This window comes from Sutcliffiella sp. NC1 (genome assembly GCF_027594365.1).
Taxonomy (GTDB): domain Bacteria; phylum Bacillota; class Bacilli; order Bacillales; family Bacillaceae_I; genus Sutcliffiella; species Sutcliffiella cohnii.
The window spans coordinates 1,338,443-1,362,071 of sequence record NZ_CP115153.1 but is presented as its reverse complement, the minus strand read 5'-3'; the positions used below and the strand labels follow the sequence as shown (position 1 = coordinate 1,362,071).

Sequence of the window (23,629 nt, the reverse complement as noted above, 5' to 3'; positions counted from 1 at the left end):
CCACCTCCAAAATAAAAAACACCCATTGAATGAGTGTTTGAAAAGTGTTTATTTAAAATTAGACCAGTCATATGTGTTTTCTTTTTTATTTCGTTCCTTTTCTTTCCGTTTACTTTCAACTTGCTTTTCCTTGTTAAAGCTCATAATGAAACCACAATCTTGACAAACATAGGTATATAACTCTGTAAAGTCTGAAAGCTTTGATGTGATATAACTTTCTTCTTCAGAATCTAGCGAAAGAGTAACTTCACTTTCTTTAGATTCGTTGTAATGTTCGTATTCACAATATCTTTCATATTCACTCTCAAAGCGACCTATTCTAAAATACTTACCTTTACATACTAAACAATTAATTTCACTAGTCATATTGTCACCCCCATTTAACTATATGAGACAAAGGATAACTCAAGACTATAATGCAGTCATTTTATGTTGTTTTTAAGTGCTCTTCTTTTCTAACTTTTAATTCAGCAGAATAGATTGTAGTACTTTTACTCCAACTTTTCAAAGTAGAATTACAAACTGAGCACCATTCACTATCTGTATCTCTCATTGGTATCTTCATTTTCTTTAATACGTACTCAGATTTACATTTCGGACAAGTAATATTCTCCATTTTATTCCACCCCCTACTCGATTACTATTCAACTATTAGGTGGAATACTCCTTTAAAGACTAGAAAAATTTTATAAAAAATTGTAGAGACTGCTACGGGGATATTTCAATTTTCCAATTTAGAATGCCCCTACCCCTTTTAATTCTTATGCATTAACTTGTATACTCCGATTGCATAAATGTGTATATCTTATGCAATTTTAGTTTACATAATACTAATTTAAGGAAGTTGATTAACTTTAAAACATTGATAGATCAACGTTTCTCAACTACCCTTTTTTATACAATATACATTATTTTATACATCGTTGTTATATCAAAGCTTATCGCACCTAAGTAAAATTATTTCCCTACATTTTATGTATATATCTCAACTTCAAGATATAAGTTTTAATGTATAAATTTTTGCATATTATTCATCCTGTTCCCACTCTTCAAACTCAGCGTCTAACACATCTTCGTTTACATTATTACTATCGTTCAGGGACGTTTCTATCTGGTGTTTAGATACTGGTTTCCCTAGTCCACGATCAATAATATACTGTAATACTTGGGCTTTTACACGAGCGTTCTCAGTAGTCTCAGCTAAATGTATCAATTCATCAACAGCAGATTCTAGTTTGCTATCAATAAACTTCTCTACAAAGACTTTTCGTGACGTAAGACGAGCGTCTAGTGCAGCCTTAAACTCAGGTAACTCTAACCAGTCATATATTGTTTGTCTTACAACTCCACACTTCTTAGCAATATCAGTCTTCTTCTCGATTCCTTCAGCTAGTAATTCAATAGCTAATCGCTTTCTATCATCTAGTTTTTCGTACATATTTTCACCCCTTACACACTACAGTTTCCTTACACACCTATAACATTAATTCCGGCTCTTTATAGGCATAAAACCCTTTTATTTCGTCCAGTTTAAAGTAGCCAATTGTATACTCATTTTCATCATAAAATGTAATGTCTGTTTCAGTTTTGTCAAAATCTGATACTTTCTCTAAAATGACCATTGCCCCACCTTTAATTAACACAATATAATCATCTAATCTTGTTTCAGTCTCATTTAATTCTTGTTGTACTGCCGACTTAAACATTTTTCTAATTTCCTCTAATTTTTCCTGATCCCAATTCACATTAAATTTAGGTGTATTCATTTTCCTATCCCCTTCTTCCTCATATCTTCTTCAACCTCTTCCAACGTTTCCTTTAATTCATTGCTCCATACTCTCAACACAAACTCTCTACTATCCTCATCCCATTTACTTAAATCTCTATTCAATGCACGATAAATTCTATATAGCAGGATAACCTTCCTGAAATGTATCTGTTTCACATACTCAATTGATTTCCCCATCTTATCAGCAACATATTGATACTTTTCATGCATCGGAACATTATAATACTTAGGATTCTTCCATCTTTTATACATTTATCCTCCTTGAAATAGAAAAAGCACCCTAATTGGATGCTCTAAATATTACTTCTCATAATCTTTAACTTTTAAGAAATACTTAAGATTATTTACTTCCCCAATCTATTCTCTAGGTCTTCGAGTATTTTTCTTTTGTTTCTTTCGTGCTGATGTGCATATGTATTTTCTTGTTCAACAGCTTGGTTTATCCAATCATTATATGTAGAATATTTAGGGTTTAATTTGGAAATTACTTTAACAGGCTTCATCAATTTTGTTAAATGTTCATTATTTCTTGAAAACTCCAGTTTAGAAACATGTATATTCTCAAAAAAATCAAGTGAAATTATATAAATATCTGCTTTATCTATATCTAAAGCATTTTCTATTAAAATCTCAATATTTCTATCAGATTCTTCCCTTGGATAAATTAAGTTTTCAGGTTTCGATAAATGGGCTTCAATATTATAATCATAATAATCCTTTATTCTAACTAATAAATAAGTTTGTAAAGCAACGCCATTACCAGCATTAGTTACTTTGCATGAAATCACTGAAGGTTTATCTTTGTTTTTATTAAAATTGGTTTTCTTGACCACAATTCGAGGCGCATCATTAATTATTGTTTGTCTTTTATTATAATATAAAGTTATGAAACCAATTAAGACCAGTACTATATTAACATAAGTTGTGACATCCATTTGTTCACCCTCTACCACAAAATTATAAAGCACCCTTAAAAGGATGCTTAAAATAATTATTAATCTTTTTCTAGTTTACCAAGTAATTTTTCCATTTTGGAAACATGTAGAAAAGGTAAATCTAAGTTATCTCTACTAACACCAGGAGTAAGAATTCTCTCTTGATAAAGCAAGTCGTAAATTACTTCATTGATATATAAAGCTATATCATTATCAATCCGTACGGTTCTTGTATATATGGCACCACCTTGATGTTCACTTATTCTTCCAATTATCCCTTTTTGTCTTAAGATTTCTTCAACATGACCCTTAATTGCGTCTAGATGAGTTTTTGGGTTACGCTCCAAAAAGGATAATATTTCATATTTAATTTCCTCTCGATTCATCTCATCACCTCCTATCTATCTATTAATTTCGATAAATAGTTGGTAATCCCTTGTAACATTTGGTAGAAATTCAAATTAATTTGTAGTATTATAGTACTGTAAAACATAAAAAACGGTTTACAGATATTAATGCAAATTTACATATACCTTGACTACAGGTTCGAACTCTTCCGTAGAGAGGAAGTCCGTCCACTCGTCTAATTTAATTTGTTAAGTTGGACGAGTTGGCGGACTTCAATCGACCTAGTCAGTCGGTTGAATATGCCGATTCTATAAAGGAGGTAATTTGCATGAAGTGTTATGTATCTGTTAAATCTAACGCTTGCTCTGATTGTGGAACTTGGAGTAAAGATGGCAAACCTGTCACGCCCGACAGTTGTACATTTTGCTCTGAAATGAAATAATCTTACAAGTAATTAATGTTTTCTGCTGGTGATAAAGGCGAAGAGGTCACACCCGTTCCCATACCGAACACGGAAGTTAAGCTCTTCAGCGCCGATGGTAGTTGGGGGCTGTCCCCCTGCGAGAGTAGGACGTTGCCAGTAAAACTCTCAGTAAAATTAACTTGATTTTTTATTATCTGTATATTATAATTCAATTAACAGATGCATAACAAATCATGCAAAAACGGATTTTGAAAATAACTCTTGACTGACTATCAAGGGTTCTTTTCTATTTTATCTATTTTTATCTTTTTTATTCGGTCTAGAAGATTAATGGAATTGCACCATTACTAGGCTACTTGCATCTTCAAAAAAGCGTTACATCAGTAACGACAACTATTCTTTCTTCACATATTTCACACTAGCTTGTTTTACTTCAACAGGTGTCCGTTCCCCAGTAGTAAAAAACTGTACGGAAATTGGTTGAAATTGTTCTCCAAACTCATCTTGAATATATTTCTCCATCAGTTTTACAAAATCTTTTCTTTTTAATACTATTTCCATTGTTTGACCCTCCAAAATAACTGTTTGGCCATCCTTTTTAATTACATGTTTCTTTTTCACCAATCCTTAAACCCTTTAAATACTTCTCTTTGAGTCTTAGCTACAAATACAATTGAAACAATAAACCAAGTAACATAAATACACACTGCAATAATCGCTGGTAACAACACTAAGAACCAACTCCAAGCAATAATACCCATTAACTTTAATACTACAAATACAATCGTTAATAGTTCTAAGAATCCCATTTTATCAATCTCCTTTACTTTCTTCTAATGCAATTAATCCATTAACCCATTCTTGATTATTCTCATACTCTGCTAATATCTCTTTCACCATTAATCCTACACAACGTCTTGCTACATCAATATCAAGTCCTAATTCATCCTCAAGCACATCAGCAATTAACAAATTAGTTCTAAAAATTTCAATCGGATGTTCATATCTATCTAGCATCATCCTAGTAGTCTCTAATAATGGCTCAGTAAATTCTCTTATGTATTCATCAATCACATTTATTTTCTTTTTTTCTTTCATCAACTAACCTCCACTCATTAGCATCACATCTATAAGCACATTCCCACTCTAGAGCCTTGTTATATTCAATCATGCACCTACATCTCTTACACTCAATATATACTTTACTCAAACTACTTCAACCTTCTTATATGTGTATTTTTCCCAATAGTCGCTCTTAATGCTTTTTAAAGCTATGTATCGATAAAATTCCTCACTCAAAATAAGCTCACTATCTAATTCACTTTTTAAATATTCCATGTACTCATCTTTAAACACCGGATTATCAAAGTAGTTATCTATATTTTGAATAGCTAATACATCTGCATATTCCATCTCTGTCATTGACTCTTCTTTTGCTTTTAGTGCTAAATCTTCTTTTAGTCGTAATGGTGGAGTATTTTGAAAGAACCAATTTTTATTGTCATGATAGAAATGTGCTAGTAGACCACAATCCACTGATCTATCTTCAATGTGCTCTCGAAAATTTTCATTCTTACTTAATGTAATAGCAAAGTTGTCTACTACATTTTCACCTTCATTAACTTGAAATAAGAATGGGTCATCTTCATCACTTATAAACTGAGGATATGCTACAAATAATTCTGTTGGATTATCAAACTCTAATTCTTTTAAAGTCCAATCCTTACACACTACATGATTAAAATATAACCTTGCTAATTGTTCAAAGTCTCTTTTAGCAAACCAGTAGTTGGCTTCAGCTTCAAACATTTTTGTTTCTTCTATGAACTCTTCTACGGTTAATTCCAACAAGTACTCCTTATAGTCCTTAACCTGCTGCTCACAGATGTATTTAAGCGCATTCTCTTCACTGTTAGCAAATACAAATAAAATGTCTTTCTCATCGTTTATATACTTAAAAACGGCTTTATATAGCTTCATATTCTGCTCTCCATAAATCGACTTTCTCCTGAAAGTTCCTAACATAATCTTCATGTGAAGGAAAATATGGAGGATCTAATTCCATTAAATAGATGTTATCATCTTTAGGATTAACTCTATCTCTATACCCCATAGCATAAATGACCGCTTCTTTTTGTGAGTTAAATTCATTTTCTTCGATAATAGAATAAGTTTCATCTGTTACAATAAACACAAAAACGTCATCATTTTTTTGTACAACATGTAATGCATTAACTTTTAAATCATTTTGAAGGTATTCTATATAGTCTTCATGTACGTCAAGATCCATTTTTTTCTCTCCTTTTATCCCTGTTTAAGTTGGTTATTTCTCATGGCTTCTTGCAGCTCTAATGCAGAAATTTCTTTCGGTTTACGTCTAGGAGTTTTCTTTTTCTTAGTTTTTTCCTCTGCAAATTCAGCATCTTCATCTATAAGTTTGTTAATGTTCTTTTTAGGCTTTTCTGCAACCTCAGTTACAATATTCTTTTCCTTTTCCTCTTTCAAACTTAATAACCTTTTTATGAATTCCACTTCTTCTTGTACTTCTGTTAACTGATCAGTAATCTGGTTTAAATATGTTAACATTCCACCGAATAACTCAGTCGAAGCTCTCCTAGATGCCCTGTACGCAGTAAAATATATTAAATCGTCTAATTCTTTCTTTGTCATCGTCACAATTAAACCATTATCTTTTGACATCTCTCATCCCTCTTCCTTTCTAAATCCTGTACGATCAAAAGCTACAGTCTTAAACTCAAGGCAGCTGTAGCTCCTCATACAGGTTATAAACTAAAATTATCTTGGAGGAATTATAACAGGGCTTAATAAAAAGCCTCGTATAAAACAGTTTCCCATTTATTTAATGTCGCTGGTCAACCAAAGGCACTCATCTTTTAAGTGGTGAGCGATAACGACTTATATTATGCAATAGGTACTTGAACCCATTTATAAATTCTTTTCGTTTCAACGTAATGCTTCATTTTCGCTAAGTTATGCTCACTGGTAGTTGCTTTGTAATTAAATACCTTACTTATCATACTTTCGGATAATCCAACCACCTCAGCTAACTCACGATTAGTAATATTCTTACTCTTAGCTTCTACTTTTAACTTTCTCAGTTCTTCACGTTCCACTTCAACTCCCTCCCTTTATTCAATTTCTTATGAAAGTTTCTATATATAAAACTTGAATTACTGGCAAAAAAATAAGCACTAGGTCACAACTCCTAATGCTTAAATCAAGTCTACGGTAATGTAAGATTTAAAGTTATCAATTTAACACAAATAGTAGAGAGGACTCTCTTTTCTATTTCTATCTAAATTTTGAGGACACCTCTATCCTCATATACTTATAGAGAAATATGTACATTTTTTACATCAAAATCATTGACTTTATATTTTAATTTATGTTATATTTAAATTTTATTCATTTTTATAACACCAGCAACCGATTTGCTAATTTGTTCGAGTTTACGTTTAACATCTCTATTCTCAAGTGCGATTCCATGTTCATCATTAACATATTCAGCAGCCCTTCTATAAGGATGCTTATCGTACCCTTCAGTAACTGCTTTATTCTGTAACACTACCTCTACAATATCTCTCTGCACACTATCTAACTTAACGGCCTTCAAAGCCTCTTCAAACTGCTTCAGAAGGTCACACACATGATTCCCAGCCCAATTCCCGTAAGTGTCTTTAAGAAGTAAATATAATGGGATATAGTTCTTAAAACGCTTCTGCTTACCATCACCATCATTAACCTTTATTGTATCTGTATCAAACTTAAACAAAGCGAAAACATGACTCGGATCACTTAGTGTTATATGTTGAAACTGAGGATTAGGAATAAAGTTCGGATTAGCTACTCTAGGTTTATATCCACCATTTCTAACTGGTTTTCTTAATTGTTCTTTCACTATGTACATCTCATAATTCACTTCATTAATAATCTTTCTGAGTTTTTTATATGCAACCTTTCCACTTGAAGGAATTCCGTAAAAATGCAATAGTTTAGCAAACTTCTTTTCTAACACATCACCATTCACAATCGGAACAGAAACAGACTCTAACTTTACCACCTCTTTCTTCAACGGATTGTCATAGTAGTTGAATAAATCTATTCTTGGTTGACCATTCATCCATTTACTAAACGCTTCTCGCTTCATTTCATCAATATATTTATCAAACTGCATTATGTATTCTCTTCTAACCACACCCTCAGCATCAGTGCCAATCCACAAATCATTCTGAAGTAAAAATACTGTAGATTGCATCGAAATTAACTCAGGATAGTTTTGTAAATCTTTACTAGTAATTCGTCTGTTCTTCCTTTTCGCTTCCTCACTAAAACGTTTATTTAAATAATTCTTTTGTTCTTGATTAAAACGAGCAATATCTAAGGCTTCTTCACTGATTCCATTCCCATAATTCCAATCATCATCTTGATAATTTATGTATACTTCCCTATTTGCATTTTGTTCCTTTGCATACTTTGACAACCAACTATGTTCATTATGTACCTTTCCATTTTCAGGAGTTAATATGTAGTCTGCTAGAGCATCTAATTTCATACAGAACGGATCATGTTCAGACAAAAAGGATTTCTTATTCTCTTTTGCATGTTGTATTTTATATTGCTTAGAATTAATCATTGTATCAATCTCATCTATGTACCTATACAACCCCTCATCATCCTTATACGCTATAAGCAAATCCTTAACTAATTCATTTCGTTCTTCACATGATTGTAATGAGTTATCTAATCGACTGTTCACTTGTGCAAATGAATGTATATTTTTCTCAATTGTTGTCATTTATTAACCTCCAATAATATTGTTTAATTTATGTATTAACTGACCTTTTTTCTTATTAATTTAGGAAAACTTGCTACTGGTAGAACATCATCAGTAATATTCATTTCCTTTTTCACATTCTTATTTGTGGCTATACGTTCTAAATCATACTTATCTAACATTTCACCGATACAACGCTTCATTAAGCTCTCTTTGAGCCTCTTTTGACCCTTAAAGTACAACTTTACATTTTCTAATATTTCCTTCTCAGTAGCCCAACCACGCTTATTGACAAGTTTCATCGTTTCACGTTCAATCATTGAAACTATATCTTCATGTAATTCTGAAACTTCTTTTCCTTTATCTTGAGGGAATACTCTATCTGCTTCTTCACGACCAAAATTACGCAATATCCCCTCATAATTCATGGATTTTGTAGTTAATCCTTTTGCTAACCACTCATCACACAACCCATCCAACTCAAAGAAGAAGTCATAATTATATGTTTTAAGCTCGTATGTAGAATTCATGTACCTATGTTTATTGTTCTTTTTATTTACTAACTGCATATGTAATAGTTTTTCCGGTACCTCACTCTCATCAAGTTTATAAATCATTTTGAAGAAAGTGAGAAAATTCATTCTTATACCAGTATTCGTTGAACTACGCATTAAACGTTTAGCTAACGTATTAATAGAGTGATAAAATAATAGTCTTGGATCATCACTGTCAGCTGGTAAATTTTCTTTAATTAAATCAAGCAATATGTATAAATCTTCAAAGAAACCGTACCTTTTAAATAACTTGTATGTATTCGGAAACATATCAGGAAACTCTTCAGACTGTAGAACGTACTTATACGAATCAATTTCTTCACGCAACCTCTTTTGAGTTTCGTTTTCTTGAATGGTAATCCTATACACATCCATCAAGAAATTACGTACATCTACAAATGAATTACCTGTTAGTTTCTCAGTAATTTGAAATATCGTACCTGCAAAATTCGAACTCGTAGAATGACAACGATACAACCAATGACCATTACCACTTTGAGACTGAAATACACTTCCACTAGGAACTGTTTCTTCATGGAATATGTCATATATAGAATTAGAATTAACTCCTAGAAACAACTTTAAATCTTGTTTTTTCAAATAATTATAGACATCATGATAGTTGTACAGTATAATAGGTTTAGGTTTAATTACTGATACTAAAGATTGGACATCCCACTGTCTAATCAATTGTACATTTGATGCTAACTTGTCATTGTTTAATATTGATACTGACTCGTTACTGTTGCTTACTTTATTGTTATTACTAATTTGAATACTATTACTATTGTTAAGTTTAGAAGTATTGTCTAAGCTTATTCTTGCATACCCTTTGGGAGGACATATAGGTTTAATACCCTTTATATCCCCCCAAAGGGTTGTTTCATTTGGTAGGCGATTATTATAGTTGATAACGTGTAGATTATTACCTCCAAAGAAAAGTCTAGTACCATCCTTACAAGCTTTATCACTCATAGGAAATAAATCATGTAAATTGATTATCGTATTCTTACAATCTCGCAAACTATAAAATGGTTTATCGAAGATAAATACTACTCTAAACTTAGGATGATCAGGTTTATTAGAAAATGTCTCATAAACAAACGCAGCATACTTTTTAACAAATTCATTATGTAGTACATCGTCTATAGTTGCTTCGATATGCTTAATTTTCACCTTTTTACCTTCTGCATCCTTAACTTCAATTTCATTATCAAAATCTAACGCTACAAATTGTTGATGCTTCCAGTGAGTTTCACGCCTATGTATATAACCTTCTCCATCCTTTTCAAAATAACCACTAACAACCGTTTGACCTTTAGATAATGCCTTTGCTAATTCATGAATAGCTATATGTACCGGATTTTTAATAATCTCTTTATTTATGTTAAATCTAATATCATCAACAGTTGGTTTAGTTTGATATTTCTTGGGATGGAGCATTAGTTTAATCCTTTCAGTCATTCAAATCCTCCATTTGATGTGTGCTATAAACAAACGCAACTGTTGGTATTTTTTTAATTAACTCCTCAATATACTCTCTTAAATCGTCAAATCTACCATCTAATAAAAATGTTAATATTATTTCTTTTTCACTATTATTTAATAAGTGTTTTGTTATTATATAAGTCGCAATTTCTCTAATGCTACTTTTAACCTCTTCCAAGGTTACAGCTTTATTAACATGATCTATAATCCAATCTAAATATTGCCCAACATAGCATTCGCACACGTACAGCACTTTCTCATGTTCACTCATCTTTGAGATTTTTAATTTTTGCTCAAAATCTATAACATTATCCATTTATTTTTCCCCCATAAATAAAATTTATTTTTCAAACAACATGAATCTTCCGACAACAATATGTACATTTAACCCACTAACCGTAATCCGTAATTACACTTGTAACCACATCGTTTCACCTCCTCAAATTTTTCGTATTTATATTAACACGCATTGCAGAGTTGTCTAGCAATTATTGGCATTGTTTTTATCCAAATTAGAAGGTAGTATATCCAAAAAGAGGTGAAACACAATGGATAAAAACATAGAAGAACCAAAAATAATTAAAAAAGTAACAAAGGGAAATTGCACCGTTGTTTTTGTAGAACAAACAAACACTGCCGAACCAGACTATTGGGATAAACTTCATGAAACAATTGCAAGGTTATTAGTAAAAAATTATCATAGGACGAAAGATGTCACGAACTAACTCGTGGCTTCTTTTTAATTAAGAATTTCGAATTCCTTTTCTAATTGCAAAATCATTATTAAATTCCTCAATAATTCTTTCCCTCGCACTGAAAATCTGACCGTTTGCAACCATTTTCACTAATTCGTCTTGTGGCTTGTTTTGTAACATAGCAGCTAAAATTTGGTCTGTAAAAGTTGCAATAATAAACTCAGATGTAAATTGCCCATTTAAATTCTTAACTGCACTAACCACACTTTCCCTATTAAGTGCGACACACTCTGCGATAAACTCTAATACTTCATTTTGTTTCGCTTGGACGGCTACTAGATCAACTGTTTTCATTATTTTTTTCCTCCTAAACGATAAATAGTTGCTTCATTGTTTGCTGTATCTCGGTGTCGGTTATTTCGTACTGGTTGATTAATGATGTTATTTCTTCATTCATTCCTATAAAATCCGGATGGTATTGAAGCTCCTTTAGGAATAAAACAAAGCTATCTTCGTGATTGTTGCTAAGTATAAACTCGGTCATGATGTGCAATTTCTTATATGTAGATAATTCGTTAGTTTTTACTTGTGTAGTCAATCTAGTAACCTCCTAATATTTGAATCTATAAGTATGTAAAACTGGTAAAGCTTAATATGTATTAATTGTTTGTTCCATTTAACCATTCAATAAATACTTCACGAGCAACTTTAATGCGATTTCCAATTCTTACACAATGAAATGCCCCCGAGTTAACTAACTCATATGCTTGTCGTCTACCAATCCCCAAGTAACGTTGTATATCAACCACATCCAATACAGGTTTTTGCAAAATGTCATTCACTCCAATTCCCTCCTTTCACTTATGGTGTACCCAAAATATATCATGGTATATAATGTAAGTCAATAGTATTTATGATATTTATTTAATAGTTTGATGGTTTTTTACAAATATATGATAATTATATAATTTTATTCTGTGTTTAATCTTAGTTTTATTATTTTATACGTATTGAATGTATAGCTCCTATTATATTATTATCATATTTTACTAACGTGTACTCCTCTTGACTAATTTTATATAATGATTCATGATATTATTAGTTATATTAACGTTAATATAGAGGTGGTTTCTTTAATGAATAAATACGGGCTTTACTTTGATGGAGACATCGGAGAATTTTTACACTCAACAAGAAGATCAAAACGAATAAACTCAACTGACTTATCCAAAGCTGTAGGAAAAAGTCCTGCCTACATAAGTCAGATAGAGAACGGGAGAAACAAAAACCCAGATTATGAAACTATGTATAAAGTTTTTAAACATTTAGGTATCGAAGAAGAAAAAATTGAAGATTATTTATTACATTTTCAAATTAAATCTCCCGAACGTGAGGCTTGGGAAGAAGAACAGGCTATCAAAGCCTCAATGGAGCCAACTGATGAAGACATAACATACATGGAGCGACAAGCAGACTTTTATCGTCAAGAGGATATGAGAGAATTTCATGAACGAAAAGTAGATGCAGTATTTAATAAGTATATTGATGAATCTTCCGAGGATGATTTGGTTTACGACATGATTAAAGAGAACATTAAGACTATTGTATATGTAATGGATAATATAATCGAACATGATATCAATAATGCTTTCAATTTAATTACTGGACTAGGAAAAACTTTTGATGAAATTACGACAAATGAAAAATTCTATAAATTTATCGTGAAACTCTTCTCTGATAAAGAAACACGATTACATTCGCTAGATGAAGAAGGAATGTTAAAAGTATTAAATACCCTATATGAAGAATTAAATCGAATAGACAGAGAAAAAACGGCATTCGGTAAACCACGTCAAAGAAACATAATAAATAAATTATAAGGAAAGGTGAGTAGAATTAATGGCTGGTTCAGTCCATAAATACGAAACTAAATCCGGTGAGACAAAATGGATGTATATGCTTGATCTCGGAAAAGATGAGAAAGGTAGAAGGAAACAAAAAAAGAAGAGTGGTTTTAAAACAGAAAGGGAAGCAAAAAAAGAGCTAAGGTTGGCTGAAGCTGAGTTAATCAAAGGAACTTATGTAGAGCCTTCAAAAATGCTATACGAGAAGTATCTTGATGATTGGTTTAAAACAAAAAGAAAAAGTTTAGGGATTCAGACAATAGAGGTTTATGAGAGCCACCTAAAAAATTACATCAAGCCTTTCTTAGGTAGTACACCTTTACTATCACTAAAAACAATTCATGTTGATAATTTTATAAACCACATGCATGAAAAAGGATATACGCCTTCAACAATAAAAAAATCAATAAATATAATAAAAAGTTCGCTTGAACATGCAATAGATACTGAGTTACTTAGTAAAAACGTTGCAAAAAAAGCTACACTTCCAAAAGAGAAGAAAAAAGAAATGGAAGTTTGGTCTAAACAAGAAGTTCAAACTTTCCTAAAAGTTGCAAAAGGTGACAGATTATATGCGCTTTTTTACCTAGCTCTTACTACAGGGATGAGGCAAGGTGAACTATTAGGACTTCGCTGGAAGGATATAGATTTAGATAATCAACTACTAAGAGTTAATCAAGTGCTTGCACATAACGGAAAAGATATAATCAGTGAAGCAAAAACAGAAAAAAGTAACCGAACAGTTGAATTAGGTGAATCAACAATAAGTGTTTTAAAAGCCCATAGAAAACAATTACTACAAGAAAAGTTATTACAAGGTAAAGGTTATCAAGATAATGATCTTGTGTTCTGCACACCATTAGGGACTCCTTTGAACAGTTCAAACATTAGAAGTAGAAACTTTAATGGATTAATTAAACAAGCTGGACTTAAAAAGATTCGTTTTCACGATTTAAGACACACATGCGCTACCCTTTTACTATCTGAAGGTGTGAACGTAAAAATTATAAGCGAAATGTTGGGTCATAGTAATATAAAAATCACTTTAGACACCTACAGTCACGTTTTACCAACAATGCAAAAAGAAGCAGTAAATAAACTTGAAAATATGATTAATAGTTAAGGTCACTTTATGTGGCCTTTTTTGTTACTTCTTGTTACTTTTTCTACACGAAATTGTTTTCGTTACTTTTTCGTTACTTTTTTGACAAAGAAAATACCAAACCTCTTTAGAAATGGCTTGGTATCAGTATGATCTGAGAGGGATTCGAACCCCCGACCCCTACCCTGTCAAGGTAGTGTTCTCCCACTGAACTATCAGATCGCAATATTAAGTTAGTTTTAAGAATATATTAAATTATAGTATATAGAAGGTAGGCTTGGCAATCCTTTTTTGAAAAACTCTATTTACAATTAGTATAGCCACCATAACAGGTGGCATTTTATTTTTTATGCTTTTCTTTCAGCCATTCATTTAACTCGTCTGTTAGTAGGTTAAATGGTACCTCTTTTGGAGTAAAGTATCCTACTTCTAAAATTTTGTATGCATTGTTCTCTAATTCGACGTAAACTATATCTTGAAATGGAGTTTCCGTAATAGCCAGTATTTTGCCGTTAAACATGTTACGAATGCTATTTTCTTCCTCCATAGATAATGACCATTCAGTTTGTCGGTACTTAGGGTTCGTATCATTAAAAACTGGTATGTTACTTTCATTTTCTTTTCCTAAAGCGAGCCCAACTTTTTCATGTATCTTATGTAAAAGCTCAATTACTTCTGCAAAGCCGATGAACAAAATCCCCGTGACAAAGCTAACTACCCACCATTTTAGCGCCATTAACAAGTCAAATTCAAAATGAGATGCGCCAATTACAATACCGAAAAGAAAACCAAATGCAATGATTCCTACGCCAATACGTACGATTATTTCCGCAATTCTATTTTCTCTACTCACCCCTACTCCCCCTTTATCACAATTTTAGCAAATATTACCGTTACTTAACATATAAAAATAATTTCTTTTTTATTGTATAAGAAACGTATGTTCGCATATAATAGTGAGAGGAGGTGACTTCGGTGCACAGGTTATTACAGCGACTTCACGAAGAAAATAAACTCGTTGACATCATTTATGTAGCGTATAACGGGACGATTACTCAACGAACTATTCAAATCATTAAAATAGAAGCAACATATATAACTGCCTTTTGTTATTTACGAAATACAAATCGAACGTTTAAAATAGAGAACATGTTATCGGTTTTTCCTCATAAAAAAATAAGGAAAATTAGTTAATATAACCATTGCCATCCTGCTTGTCTCTATGCTATTCTGTAAAGAAACACTTTTCGGACTTACTGCAGAAGGAGGCAAAAATAGATGAAAAACGTAACATTAGCAGAAATATTTTTACACCCGATTACACAAAAATATTTACAACGATCTGGCATTGCGCACGCAGTAAAGGTTACGGAGCATGCGTTTCATTTAGCCTTTAAATATAATGTGGATCTTGATTTAGCGACAAAGGCTGCTCTTTTACATGATATTGGTCATTATGAATGGTATCGTAACGGCAAGTGGGACTATGAGTTATATCGCGAAAACGACATTCACGCCATTAAAGGTGCAGAGCGCGCTCATAAACTATTAATTCGTTTAGGGGAAGAACCGCAAAGAGCGAAGCAAATAAGTGTTGCCATTTTATTGCACACCGATTCTTATTTACCAGAAGCGCAAATTAAAAGAAGCCCACTACAAAAAGTAGTGAAGCTTGCGGATGAGATGGATGAAGAAAAAGGTGGAAATCATCATTATAAAGTAATGGATAAAGAAACGGCCTTACAAAGATTACAACGTTTAGATACGTTAATAGAAACGTATCATCCTCTACCAGCGTACAAAGAAAATTTGAGGTAGCCTTAATAGCGACCTCAAAACTACATATTTAAGTAATAATCATAACCGCTTATCGTGCGAAATCCTACACCTTCATATAAACTTAAAGCATTTTCATTACTTACATCCACATCAAGTCTTATTGGTTTAGATTGATCCTTTTTACGGATAAGCTCAACCGCTGCCTGCAATATTTTTTTACCGTATCCTTTCCCTCTTTCTTCAAATGAGACGGTAAAGGCACTTATGTACATAGAAGTACCTTCATTGGAAATGGTTAAAGTAGCAAACACTTTCTCATCTTTTTTTACAATATAAACTTCATATCCGTCTTGCGTAATGTTTCTAGTTAACAGGGGTTCCACTTGCTTCGGATCCTCACCAAAGCCAAAGCCGTCTAACAACAATTGAGTAATTGTCGGTACGTCACTGGATGTTGCTTTCTCTAAACGTAAAGATTCCAATTGTTTCTTGTTGTAACTATCATCATATTCCATCGTATATTCCGAAAAGGAATAAACAGCTCCAAGCTTTTTCATTAGCCCTTTCGCTTCCACTGACTTTTCTGGACAAACGAATAGTATTTCGTCCACTTTTCGTTCTGCACAAACGGTTAGTGCTTTTTCAAGCAAAGTGGAAAAAATGCCTTTTCTTCTATAGGCTGGTGCAACCATTCCTGCAATCTCTACTTTCGTTACATCCACAAATGTATATAGACCGACAAATCCTACTAACTCTGTACGATCATAGGCCATAATAAAAAATAAATGTGGTTCATCTGCTTTAGAAATCATCGACACGTTAATACTAGATGCTATTTCTAGTTTGTCATGATTCTCACATTTTTTTAGCAATTGTACAACTTCGAGATATTGATCTTCAGACAAACTTTTCATTGATTCATAGTGAATGGTCATAGGCTTCTTCTCTTTCCATTAAAATAACACTTTCGCTTCATGGCAGGAGAGCAACCTTCACTCCCCTACTTCTTTAGTTATAAATTATTCACCATTTGCTTTTAATATTTCCACATCTTCCTTAATCTTTTCAAAATCAACATCAATTCCGCTATATTCACCGCGTACGAACCCTTGTTGGTCAATTAAGAAAATAGCTGTACTATGCTGATATTGATTTCCGCCCTCAATTTTGTAAGCAGGTACCATAAAGGAAATATTGGCAAAACTTTCAATCTCTCGTTGACTATAACCTGTTACGAAATCCCAAGTAGAAAAGTCAGCATCAACTCTTTCTCCATATTCCTTCAGTGCTGCGGGGTTATCATATTCTGGATCAATACTAAAAGAAACAATTGGAGTAGTTACATCATTTTCTGCTAAGTATTGTTGTACTTTTGACATATTCGCCGTCATTGGCGGACAAACCGTCTCACAATTTGTAAAAATAAAATTAGCTAACCAAACGTCTCCTTTACGGTCTTCCATTTGGAATGCTTGCTCATCTTGATTTATTGCTTCTAATTCTTTTACTTCTAATTTCATCGGAAAATACTCATCTATGTTCACACTATTTCCAGCACCACATGCTGTTAAAAAGAAAAGTACAAACAATAAGGACATTCTTTTAGTCATAATTTCCTCCTTGCGAATAAAGGTGTCGAACTTATTATAGCTCGACACCTCTTGTTTTTGCTAGTTTTGGAAACTAGTATCGATAAAGTTTGTAAAGTCTGGTTTCTCCGTTAGGAATTTTAAATCAAACGAGGAGTTCGCGAATTCTTGAATTACTTCTGCATCTACATCACTAGTCCAACGAATTCTTTCCCACGCACTATCAATAATATCTTTTGTTAATTCTTGGTTTGTCGCTTCTTTAATTTGATTAATCGCAATTAGTTTTGCATCTTCAGGGTTTTCATCTATATATTGAACAGATTTTGCATGTGCATCCATTAACGCTTGCACTACCTCATTCTTCTCTTCAATATATTTACCACTCGTTACGAAAATAGTGTTCGGTAATGTTTCACCAAAAGATATTTCATCACTATTCACAATAATATTTGCACCATATTCTACAGCTAAAACAGATGCCCACGGTTCTGGAACAGCAGCTGCGTCAACACGACCCGCTTCAAACATTTGCCCGTATTGAGCTGGATTCCCTGTAACGTGGTTCATCGTTCCACCAATACGAGACGATGTTAAGCCGAAATCTTTTAAGAAAGTTTCCATTTGAACGTCATGTGTACAACCAATACCAGGTGTAATAAAAGTTGCTCCGTCAAGACCTTCTATGGAAGTAATTCCACTTTGCTTACTAGCGATAATTACTGTTCCACCAGAAGATGCTCCAGCAATAACCTTAACATCTGCACCACTTGCATAGTTGTTCATCGCAGGTCCTGGTCCTACTAAACCACCGTCAATTTCTCCTGTTTTTAAAGCTGTCATGAAAGCACCACCATCAGGGAATGTGCGGTATTCTACTTCGTACTCTTCTCCAAGTGCTTCTTCATACATTGCTTTTTCTTTTGCAACCATCGCTGGCGTATGGTCAATGTTCGGGAAGTATCCAATCACTACCTTTTCTTTACCTGTTGAAGCTCCTGCACTACATCCTGCTAAAATTCCACTAACTAATAATAGTAAAACAGCAAATAAAGCGAACGTTTTTTTCATCTTAAATTCCTCCTAATTTGATTCCTCTAAGCCCCAACGACGAGCTACACTTTTCTCCATACGTTGGAAAATTAAAAAGTCTACCACTGTACCAATCACACAAATAATGATAATAATTCCGAAGACGATATCCATTTTCGCAAATTCAGAAGCCCATTTTAACGAATATCCTAAACCTGGTCCCATACTTAAAAGTTCTGCAGCCATTAAAGCACGCCATGCAAATGCCCACGCAAGCCTTACACCTGTAACAGCATAAGGAATGGACGCTGGTAATATTATTTTCCAAAACATTTCAAAACCTGATGCTCCCATTGTGGAAGCGGCTTTTATATAAAGTGGCGGAACGTTTTTTATCCCCATCCTCATATTAATCGTCATAACAAGCGTGCCACCTAACGTTACGATAAAAATAATGGCGGTTTCTGAATAACCAAACCAGACGATCGCTAGTGGCAACCAAACGATACTCGGGACACTTTGTAGTGCTAAAACTAACGAGCCAACTGTGTCATCAGCTGTTTTCGATTTTGCTAGCCAAATTCCAAGTCCTGTCCCTATTAAGAGGGATAGTCCAAGCCCGATTGCTAACCTTTGAAAACTAGCTAACAATGCATAGACAAGCGTCATATCAGTAAATCCTGTCCACATGGCAGGAAAAACATCTGTCGGCTTCGGCATTACAACTGGTGGCCAACCGATTAGACGGACGATTACCTCCCAAAATAAAAACAAGCCGACAAAAAAGATGATTCTATTTCTCCACGTTTTCATCGCCCTAACTCCTCATACATTACTTTTTCAATTTCTTTTTCAAGTAGGTTACTAATTTCTGATTCCAGCCTAGTAACTTGTTCATCCGTACGTAATCTCGGACGTTCGATATCTACTGTAATATCGGCAATAATTTCTCCCGGTCTCGTTCCCATTACTAATATTCGATCCGAAAGTTTTATAGATTCATAAATACTATGCGTGACAAAAAGAACGGTTTTCTTCGTTTCTAACCATATTTTCTCCAACTCTTTTTGTAGAAGCATTCTCGTTTGTTCATCTAAAGCACCAAACGGTTCATCCATTAATAAAACGGTAGGATTCATCGCTAACGCTCTTGCAATCGATACCCTTTGCTGCATTCCACCAGAAAGTTCATGCGGGTGTAAGTGTAAACTACTGCTTAGCTGCACCATCTTTAAAAAATGATGGGCCTTTTCTAATTGTTCCTTCTTATCTTTTATATCTCTAATTGCAAACAACACATTTTCTTCCACCGTCATCCAAGGAAAAAGTGCCGCTTGTTGAAAAACCATACCGCGATCTTTCCCTGGCCCCTTAATAACCGAGTCTTTCAATCGGATTTCTCCAGTAGTTGGCTTCGTTAATCCAGCTACAATCGATAATAAGGTCGATTTCCCACAACCTGAAGGACCTAGTATGGAAACGAATTCTCCTTCTTGAATATTTACATTTATAGAAGATAAAACAGTTTGCACCGTTTGTTGGTTCATATAGTCTTTCGAAATGTCATTGATTGTTAAAAACATTGATACACCAACTTTCTGATAATTCATATAAAGTTAATCGGAATAATATGTTTTATTATATACAGTATGCTTCTTCTGTCAATAGATTGACTGTAAATATTCGTACCCGTCTAAACTTTCATTATAAAAAAATTATGGTATTATATTGTGTAAAGCGCTAACAATCATAAATAGACTTGACACACGTGCACACTAGGGGGAATTTTTAATGGAACAGAAAAAAGGAACGATGTTAGAGCGTACCCTATACAGTAAGGAGCTCGAAGAAGAAGTAAAGTTGATGATTTATACTCCAGCTAACTTCTCTCCTTTATATAAATATCACCTGTTAATTGCTCAAGATGGGCAAGACTATTTTTCATTAGGGAGAATCGGGAGAATTGCCGATGAATTGTTAGAAGGAAAAGAAATTCAAAACTTGATTATCGTAGGCATCCCTTATCTTGACGTCCAAGATCGTCGTGAAAAATACCATCCAAATGGTTCGAAAAACGCTAGTTACATACGATTTTTAGGCCAAGAACTAGTGCCTTTCTTAGATAAGGAATTTCCTTCTTATCAAATGGGAATGGGACGAGGCTTAATTGGAGATTCTTTAGCTGGAACGGTATCATTGATGACTGCACTATCTTACCCAAATACGTTTGGAAAAGTGATCATTCAATCACCTTTCGTAAACGAAGACGTTTTACAAAAAGTGGAACAGTTTGAAACTCCACATTTACTTACCGTTTATCATGTTGTTGGAACGGAGGAACGTAAAGTCCCGACAACTGACGGCAAAACAAAAGACTTTGTTGAACCGAATCTAAAACTTCATGAACTGATGAAACAAAAGCAGTTTCCGCATCATTTCGAACAGTTTAACGGTGATCACACATGGACACATTGGCAGCCGAATTTAAAAACAGCTTTACGCTCCATGTATTAATATAGAATGTTCTGAATATAACACTATGATTTTTTCCTATTGTAGGCTAAAATAATACTACTAGAACTTATTTAACTAAATAATGTTGATTTACATTTTCGCTATGGCAATAAGTAAACCTTATGTGAGGAACTGCTTTTTTCTTGCAGGAATCGCATACCTACCGCTACAATCAATAGATAATTACTCATCATTGCCATAACAAAGCTTTAAAATTAAACCAATTAGGAGGGCTTTATTATGAAATACGGTATTGTCGTTTTTCCATCAAAGAAATTACAAGATCTTGCTAATTCTTATCGTAAAAGATACGACCCTCATCATGCATTAATTCCACCACATATTACGTTGAAAAATGCATTTGAATTAAAAGATGAAGATGTGAAATCAGTTTCAGATGAATTACATGCGATTGCTAAAGATTCATCCCCATTTACGTTAAATATTCGTAAGGTCAGCACTTTTTCTCCTGTAAACAATACCATTTATTTAAAAGTAGACCCTGTCGAAGAATTAGTATCATTACATGACAAATTACACGCGGGTAACGGATTTTTATCGGACAATCGTGAATATAACTTTGTTCCTCATATTACAATTGGACAAAAGCTATCAGACGATGAGCATTCGGACGTGTTAGGGTCCATCAAAATGTTAAATGTAGCACATGAAGAAAGTGTGGATCGCTTCCACCTTTTATATCAACTAGAAGACGGTATGTGGACTGTTTACGAAACATTCCGTTTAGGAAAGGAATGCTAATATAATTGCACGTAAAAATAGTACAATCAGAACGAGAAAAACAAGATGCATTTGAAGTACGTAAAACAGTCTTTGTCGAGGAACAAAACGTTCCGTTAGAAGAAGAGATAGATGAGTACGATAATACAGCAACTCATTTTGTCTTATACGACGGGGATTCCCCAGTAGGAGCAGGACGCTTTCGTGAAGTAGATGGCTATGGAAAAGTAGAACGAATTTGTGTTCTTTCTACCTACCGTAAAAGTAAAGGTGCTGGTCGCATCATTATGGATCAAATTGAACAACATGCGAAAGAAGAAGGTTTTACAAAGTTAAAACTAAATGCCCAAACACATGCGGAAGGTTTCTATTCGAAGCTTGGGTATGCAACAGTTTCGGACATTTTTATGGACGCAGGCATCCCTCACGTAACAATGATTAAATCAATAGCATAGAAAAAGCTGTCCTTTTAGTCGGACAGCTTTTTCTTTTTACCATTATCTTTTATATTTAACCACTAGCGTTGCATTAAATAAAATCTAATTTGTCAAGTATTTATCAATAAAAATATTTATTGGTTTTTTTGTAATAATTTGTATTTTTTAGTCCGCAAGGGTATAAAAAAACCTTATAATTAGGTGGAAGGTAAAGGTAGTCCTGTCCAAATCCCAATTATAAGGAGTCGCTATGGACAACCATAAATACAGTTTTTAAGGAATACATCCACCCTATGGATGAAAAAGTTATTTTGAAAATGATTGATCAGATGAAGCTTGATAAGTATACGAAAAAGCTTGATAGTCTAACCTTCACGAAACTTTTTATATATGCTCAGCTAATGAAGCTTGGCAGCTTAAAAAAAATTAGTCTCAAGGTAAAAAACAAAAAGAAATTACAAAAAGAACTTGGCTTAAAATGCATTAAGACAATCTCAATTATCCCGTGAACTCTCTGACCTTCCGCCCGAGATTTTCAAGGCTATTTTGCATCACTTAGTTGAGCAAATCCATCGGGAATTTGGAAAAGATAAAGGTGACGATTTATTAGGGAAAATCCATCTTATTGATTCTACAACAATCTCACTTTGCCTTAGCCAGTACCGTTGGGCCCGTTTTAGAAATACATACTAGAGTTGTATTTTATGATGGCGAAACTTCGCCGGATAAAATCATCATTACTCCTGCAAAACCGGCAGACGTTACCCAGTTGGATGGCTTGATGGTTATTGATCATGATGCACTACATGTGTTCGACCGTGGCTATTTTGATTTCAAAAAGTTCGATGAATACTGTTGTAATAATATTCGATTCTGTACGCGCATTAAGGACAACACCATCATCCACGTTATCGAGGAACTGTCAGTAGATCCGTCGACTGGTATCTCACGTGAGGCAATCGTAAAACTAGGAAAAATGAAATATCCTGTCAGGCTGATAGAAACAAAAGATAGTCAAGGAAATACCCTAGCCATCATCATCAATGATGCGAAGATGAGCACAAGAAATTAGTAATCTTTATCGAAATCGCTGGCAAATTGAACTTTTCTTCAAGTGGATGAAGCAGCATTTGGTCATCAAAAAATGTTATGGAAAGAGTGAAAACGCTGTTTTCAACCAAATTTACATAGCAATGATTACTTTTTGTTTAACCTTACTGATGAAGAAAAAGGTTAGTTATCAGGGAACACTTCTTGATATGCTTGATTATATCGAAGACTTTTGGTCAAGATGCTTCTTTGAATTTATAAAGGAACTATTTAAGACACCTGATCGATCATCTTACGGCCGGAGGCCACTGAAACATGAGCAAATTTTCACGGAAACCCTTGCACAGTTTGAAAAAGGAGATGTTCAGCACTTAGATGATTTAATTTACGATCCAACTCATCTGTAAAAATATGGATAAAGGCTACCTTCGAATAGGTCCCCTTTTCCTTTTT

37 protein-coding genes, 1 tRNA gene and 1 rRNA gene are annotated in these 23,629 nt (G+C 33.6%); 12 read left to right on the top strand and 27 right to left on the bottom strand.

Translation table 11 applies throughout. The features are described 5' to 3' along the window. Positions 1 to 48 precede the first annotated feature (48 nt). From O1A01_RS06940 to O1A01_RS06910, 7 genes are all read right to left on the bottom strand, one after another. Positions 49 to 366, bottom strand: a complete 318-nt coding sequence (locus O1A01_RS06940) for a hypothetical protein (protein ID WP_270065852.1) — start codon at positions 364 to 366, stop codon at positions 49 to 51. A 61-nt stretch (positions 367 to 427) separates the two neighbouring features. Then, entirely contained in the window at positions 428 to 616 is a 189-nt protein-coding gene (locus tag O1A01_RS06935; RefSeq protein WP_270065851.1) for a hypothetical protein, read from the bottom strand. Between the two features lie 411 nt (positions 617 to 1,027). Next, positions 1,028 to 1,438 carry a phBC6A51 family helix-turn-helix protein gene (locus O1A01_RS06930; protein ID WP_270065850.1) on the bottom strand — a complete coding sequence of 137 codons (411 nt, stop codon included), beginning with the start codon at positions 1,436 to 1,438 and terminating at the stop codon, positions 1,028 to 1,030. A gap of 37 nt (positions 1,439 to 1,475) precedes the next feature. After that, positions 1,476 to 1,766, bottom strand: coding sequence for a hypothetical protein (locus tag O1A01_RS06925; RefSeq protein ID WP_270065849.1), 291 nt, complete (start codon positions 1,764 to 1,766; stop codon positions 1,476 to 1,478). Further along, the gene (locus tag O1A01_RS06920) at positions 1,763 to 2,041 is read right to left on the bottom strand and encodes a hypothetical protein (RefSeq protein ID WP_270065848.1); all 279 of its coding nucleotides are present in this window, start codon (positions 2,039 to 2,041) and stop codon (positions 1,763 to 1,765) included. The genes O1A01_RS06925 and O1A01_RS06920 overlap by 4 nt, the downstream gene beginning before the upstream one ends. Before the next feature lie 92 nt (positions 2,042 to 2,133). Further along, positions 2,134 to 2,724, bottom strand: coding sequence for a hypothetical protein (locus O1A01_RS06915; RefSeq protein ID WP_270065847.1), 591 nt, complete (start codon positions 2,722 to 2,724; stop codon positions 2,134 to 2,136). Between the two features lie 59 nt (positions 2,725 to 2,783). Beyond that, positions 2,784 to 3,110, bottom strand: a complete 327-nt coding sequence (locus O1A01_RS06910) for a hypothetical protein (RefSeq protein WP_270065846.1) — start codon at positions 3,108 to 3,110, stop codon at positions 2,784 to 2,786. A 428-nt stretch (positions 3,111 to 3,538) separates the two neighbouring features. Between O1A01_RS06910 and rrf the strand changes: the two genes are divergently transcribed. Further along, positions 3,539 to 3,655, top strand: a 5S ribosomal RNA gene (gene rrf, locus O1A01_RS06905). Positions 3,656 to 3,889: 234 nt separating this feature from the next. On the opposite strand, the gene O1A01_RS06900 is transcribed toward rrf, so the two are convergent. The 10 genes from O1A01_RS06900 to O1A01_RS06855 form a co-directional block, all read right to left on the bottom strand. Then, positions 3,890 to 4,057 carry a hypothetical protein gene (locus O1A01_RS06900; protein WP_270065845.1) on the bottom strand — a complete coding sequence of 56 codons (168 nt, stop codon included), beginning with the start codon at positions 4,055 to 4,057 and terminating at the stop codon, positions 3,890 to 3,892. 56 nt (positions 4,058 to 4,113) lie between these two features. Next, positions 4,114 to 4,305, bottom strand: coding sequence for a hypothetical protein (locus O1A01_RS06895; RefSeq protein ID WP_270065844.1), 192 nt, complete (start codon positions 4,303 to 4,305; stop codon positions 4,114 to 4,116). 4 nt (positions 4,306 to 4,309) lie between these two features. After that, positions 4,310 to 4,594 carry a hypothetical protein gene (locus tag O1A01_RS06890; RefSeq protein WP_270065843.1) on the bottom strand — a complete coding sequence of 95 codons (285 nt, stop codon included), beginning with the start codon at positions 4,592 to 4,594 and terminating at the stop codon, positions 4,310 to 4,312. Between the two features lie 108 nt (positions 4,595 to 4,702). Beyond that, positions 4,703 to 5,344 (bottom strand): hypothetical protein, encoded by a 642-nt coding sequence (locus tag O1A01_RS06885; protein WP_270065842.1) that lies wholly within the window; start codon positions 5,342 to 5,344, stop codon positions 4,703 to 4,705. Positions 5,345 to 5,462: 118 nt separating this feature from the next. Continuing rightward, positions 5,463 to 5,786: a hypothetical protein gene (locus O1A01_RS06880; RefSeq protein ID WP_270065841.1), complete on the bottom strand. Its 324-nt coding sequence runs from the start codon at positions 5,784 to 5,786 to the stop codon at positions 5,463 to 5,465. Positions 5,787 to 5,800: 14 nt separating this feature from the next. Then, positions 5,801 to 6,196, bottom strand: coding sequence for a hypothetical protein (locus tag O1A01_RS06875; protein WP_270065840.1), 396 nt, complete (start codon positions 6,194 to 6,196; stop codon positions 5,801 to 5,803). Between the two features lie 221 nt (positions 6,197 to 6,417). Next, the gene (locus O1A01_RS06870) at positions 6,418 to 6,630 is read right to left on the bottom strand and encodes a helix-turn-helix domain-containing protein (RefSeq protein ID WP_270065839.1); all 213 of its coding nucleotides are present in this window, start codon (positions 6,628 to 6,630) and stop codon (positions 6,418 to 6,420) included. 281 nt (positions 6,631 to 6,911) lie between these two features. Next, a complete protein-coding gene (locus O1A01_RS06865; protein ID WP_270065838.1) occupies positions 6,912 to 8,312 on the bottom strand; it encodes a hypothetical protein in 1,401 nt (466 codons plus the stop codon). 35 nt (positions 8,313 to 8,347) lie between these two features. Then, positions 8,348 to 10,288, bottom strand: a complete 1,941-nt coding sequence (locus tag O1A01_RS06860; RefSeq protein ID WP_270065837.1) for a hypothetical protein — start codon at positions 10,286 to 10,288, stop codon at positions 8,348 to 8,350. A 13-nt stretch (positions 10,289 to 10,301) separates the two neighbouring features. Beyond that, positions 10,302 to 10,649, bottom strand: a complete 348-nt coding sequence (locus O1A01_RS06855; RefSeq protein WP_270065836.1) for a hypothetical protein — start codon at positions 10,647 to 10,649, stop codon at positions 10,302 to 10,304. A gap of 232 nt (positions 10,650 to 10,881) precedes the next feature. Between O1A01_RS06855 and O1A01_RS06850 the strand changes: the two genes are divergently transcribed. Further along, positions 10,882 to 11,058, top strand: a complete 177-nt coding sequence (locus tag O1A01_RS06850; RefSeq protein WP_270065835.1) for a hypothetical protein — start codon at positions 10,882 to 10,884, stop codon at positions 11,056 to 11,058. An 18-nt stretch (positions 11,059 to 11,076) separates the two neighbouring features. On the opposite strand, the gene O1A01_RS06845 is transcribed toward O1A01_RS06850, so the two are convergent. The 3 genes from O1A01_RS06845 to O1A01_RS06835 form a co-directional block, all read right to left on the bottom strand. Then, a complete protein-coding gene (locus tag O1A01_RS06845) occupies positions 11,077 to 11,382 on the bottom strand; it encodes a hypothetical protein (protein WP_270065834.1) in 306 nt (101 codons plus the stop codon). 13 nt (positions 11,383 to 11,395) lie between these two features. Further along, positions 11,396 to 11,626 carry a hypothetical protein gene (locus tag O1A01_RS06840; RefSeq protein WP_270065833.1) on the bottom strand — a complete coding sequence of 77 codons (231 nt, stop codon included), beginning with the start codon at positions 11,624 to 11,626 and terminating at the stop codon, positions 11,396 to 11,398. Between the two features lie 61 nt (positions 11,627 to 11,687). Continuing rightward, entirely contained in the window at positions 11,688 to 11,870 is a 183-nt protein-coding gene (locus O1A01_RS06835) for a helix-turn-helix domain-containing protein (protein ID WP_270065832.1), read from the bottom strand. 294 nt (positions 11,871 to 12,164) lie between these two features. Between O1A01_RS06835 and O1A01_RS06830 the strand changes: the two genes are divergently transcribed. Then, a complete protein-coding gene (locus tag O1A01_RS06830) occupies positions 12,165 to 12,908 on the top strand; it encodes a helix-turn-helix domain-containing protein (RefSeq protein WP_270065831.1) in 744 nt (247 codons plus the stop codon). 19 nt (positions 12,909 to 12,927) lie between these two features. Further along, entirely contained in the window at positions 12,928 to 14,055 is a 1,128-nt protein-coding gene (locus tag O1A01_RS06825; RefSeq protein WP_270065830.1) for a site-specific integrase, read from the top strand. Between the two features lie 129 nt (positions 14,056 to 14,184). Here O1A01_RS06825 and O1A01_RS06820 read toward each other — a convergent pair. Both O1A01_RS06820 and O1A01_RS06815 read right to left on the bottom strand, forming a co-directional pair. Further along, positions 14,185 to 14,256, bottom strand: a tRNA-Val gene (locus O1A01_RS06820). A gap of 118 nt (positions 14,257 to 14,374) precedes the next feature. Continuing rightward, positions 14,375 to 14,887, bottom strand: a complete 513-nt coding sequence (locus O1A01_RS06815; RefSeq protein WP_270065829.1) for a hypothetical protein — start codon at positions 14,885 to 14,887, stop codon at positions 14,375 to 14,377. Positions 14,888 to 15,009: 122 nt separating this feature from the next. Here O1A01_RS06815 and O1A01_RS06810 point away from each other — a divergent pair, with 122 nt between their 5' ends. After that, the gene (locus tag O1A01_RS06810; protein ID WP_270065828.1) at positions 15,010 to 15,228 is read left to right on the top strand and encodes a WYL domain-containing protein; all 219 of its coding nucleotides are present in this window, start codon (positions 15,010 to 15,012) and stop codon (positions 15,226 to 15,228) included. An 84-nt stretch (positions 15,229 to 15,312) separates the two neighbouring features. Further along, positions 15,313 to 15,852, top strand: coding sequence for an HD domain-containing protein (locus tag O1A01_RS06805; protein WP_270065827.1), 540 nt, complete (start codon positions 15,313 to 15,315; stop codon positions 15,850 to 15,852). Between the two features lie 20 nt (positions 15,853 to 15,872). On the opposite strand, the gene O1A01_RS06800 is transcribed toward O1A01_RS06805, so the two are convergent. The 5 genes from O1A01_RS06800 to O1A01_RS06780 form a co-directional block, all read right to left on the bottom strand. Next, entirely contained in the window at positions 15,873 to 16,748 is an 876-nt protein-coding gene (locus tag O1A01_RS06800; protein ID WP_270065826.1) for a GNAT family N-acetyltransferase, read from the bottom strand. A gap of 84 nt (positions 16,749 to 16,832) precedes the next feature. Then, complete coding sequence (locus O1A01_RS06795; protein WP_270065825.1) at positions 16,833 to 17,423, bottom strand: SCO family protein; 591 nt, start codon at positions 17,421 to 17,423, stop codon at positions 16,833 to 16,835. Between the two features lie 60 nt (positions 17,424 to 17,483). Further along, a complete protein-coding gene (locus tag O1A01_RS06790) occupies positions 17,484 to 18,473 on the bottom strand; it encodes an aliphatic sulfonate ABC transporter substrate-binding protein (protein WP_270065824.1) in 990 nt (329 codons plus the stop codon). 12 nt (positions 18,474 to 18,485) lie between these two features. Then, entirely contained in the window at positions 18,486 to 19,247 is a 762-nt protein-coding gene (locus tag O1A01_RS06785; RefSeq protein WP_066414645.1) for an ABC transporter permease, read from the bottom strand. After that, positions 19,244 to 20,017 (bottom strand): ABC transporter ATP-binding protein, encoded by a 774-nt coding sequence (locus O1A01_RS06780; RefSeq protein ID WP_270065823.1) that lies wholly within the window; start codon positions 20,015 to 20,017, stop codon positions 19,244 to 19,246. The genes O1A01_RS06785 and O1A01_RS06780 overlap by 4 nt, the downstream gene beginning before the upstream one ends. Positions 20,018 to 20,225: 208 nt before the next feature. Between O1A01_RS06780 and O1A01_RS06775 the strand changes: the two genes are divergently transcribed. From O1A01_RS06775 to O1A01_RS06750, 6 genes are all read left to right on the top strand, one after another. Then, positions 20,226 to 20,948, top strand: coding sequence for an alpha/beta hydrolase (locus O1A01_RS06775; RefSeq protein ID WP_270065822.1), 723 nt, complete (start codon positions 20,226 to 20,228; stop codon positions 20,946 to 20,948). Between the two features lie 240 nt (positions 20,949 to 21,188). Beyond that, positions 21,189 to 21,710 carry a YjcG family protein gene (locus O1A01_RS06770; protein WP_270065821.1) on the top strand — a complete coding sequence of 174 codons (522 nt, stop codon included), beginning with the start codon at positions 21,189 to 21,191 and terminating at the stop codon, positions 21,708 to 21,710. 5 nt (positions 21,711 to 21,715) lie between these two features. Further along, positions 21,716 to 22,144, top strand: coding sequence for a GNAT family N-acetyltransferase (locus O1A01_RS06765; protein ID WP_066414655.1), 429 nt, complete (start codon positions 21,716 to 21,718; stop codon positions 22,142 to 22,144). Positions 22,145 to 22,419: 275 nt separating this feature from the next. Next, the gene (locus O1A01_RS06760) at positions 22,420 to 22,635 is read left to right on the top strand and encodes a DUF4372 domain-containing protein (RefSeq protein WP_066414658.1); all 216 of its coding nucleotides are present in this window, start codon (positions 22,420 to 22,422) and stop codon (positions 22,633 to 22,635) included. A gap of 116 nt (positions 22,636 to 22,751) precedes the next feature. After that, a complete protein-coding gene (locus tag O1A01_RS06755) occupies positions 22,752 to 23,198 on the top strand; it encodes a transposase (protein WP_270065820.1) in 447 nt (148 codons plus the stop codon). Positions 23,199 to 23,244: 46 nt separating this feature from the next. Further along, on the top strand, positions 23,245 to 23,583 hold the full coding sequence (locus O1A01_RS06750) for a hypothetical protein (RefSeq protein ID WP_268874264.1): 339 nt from the start codon (positions 23,245 to 23,247) through the stop codon (positions 23,581 to 23,583). The last annotated feature ends 46 nt before the right edge of the window (positions 23,584 to 23,629 follow it).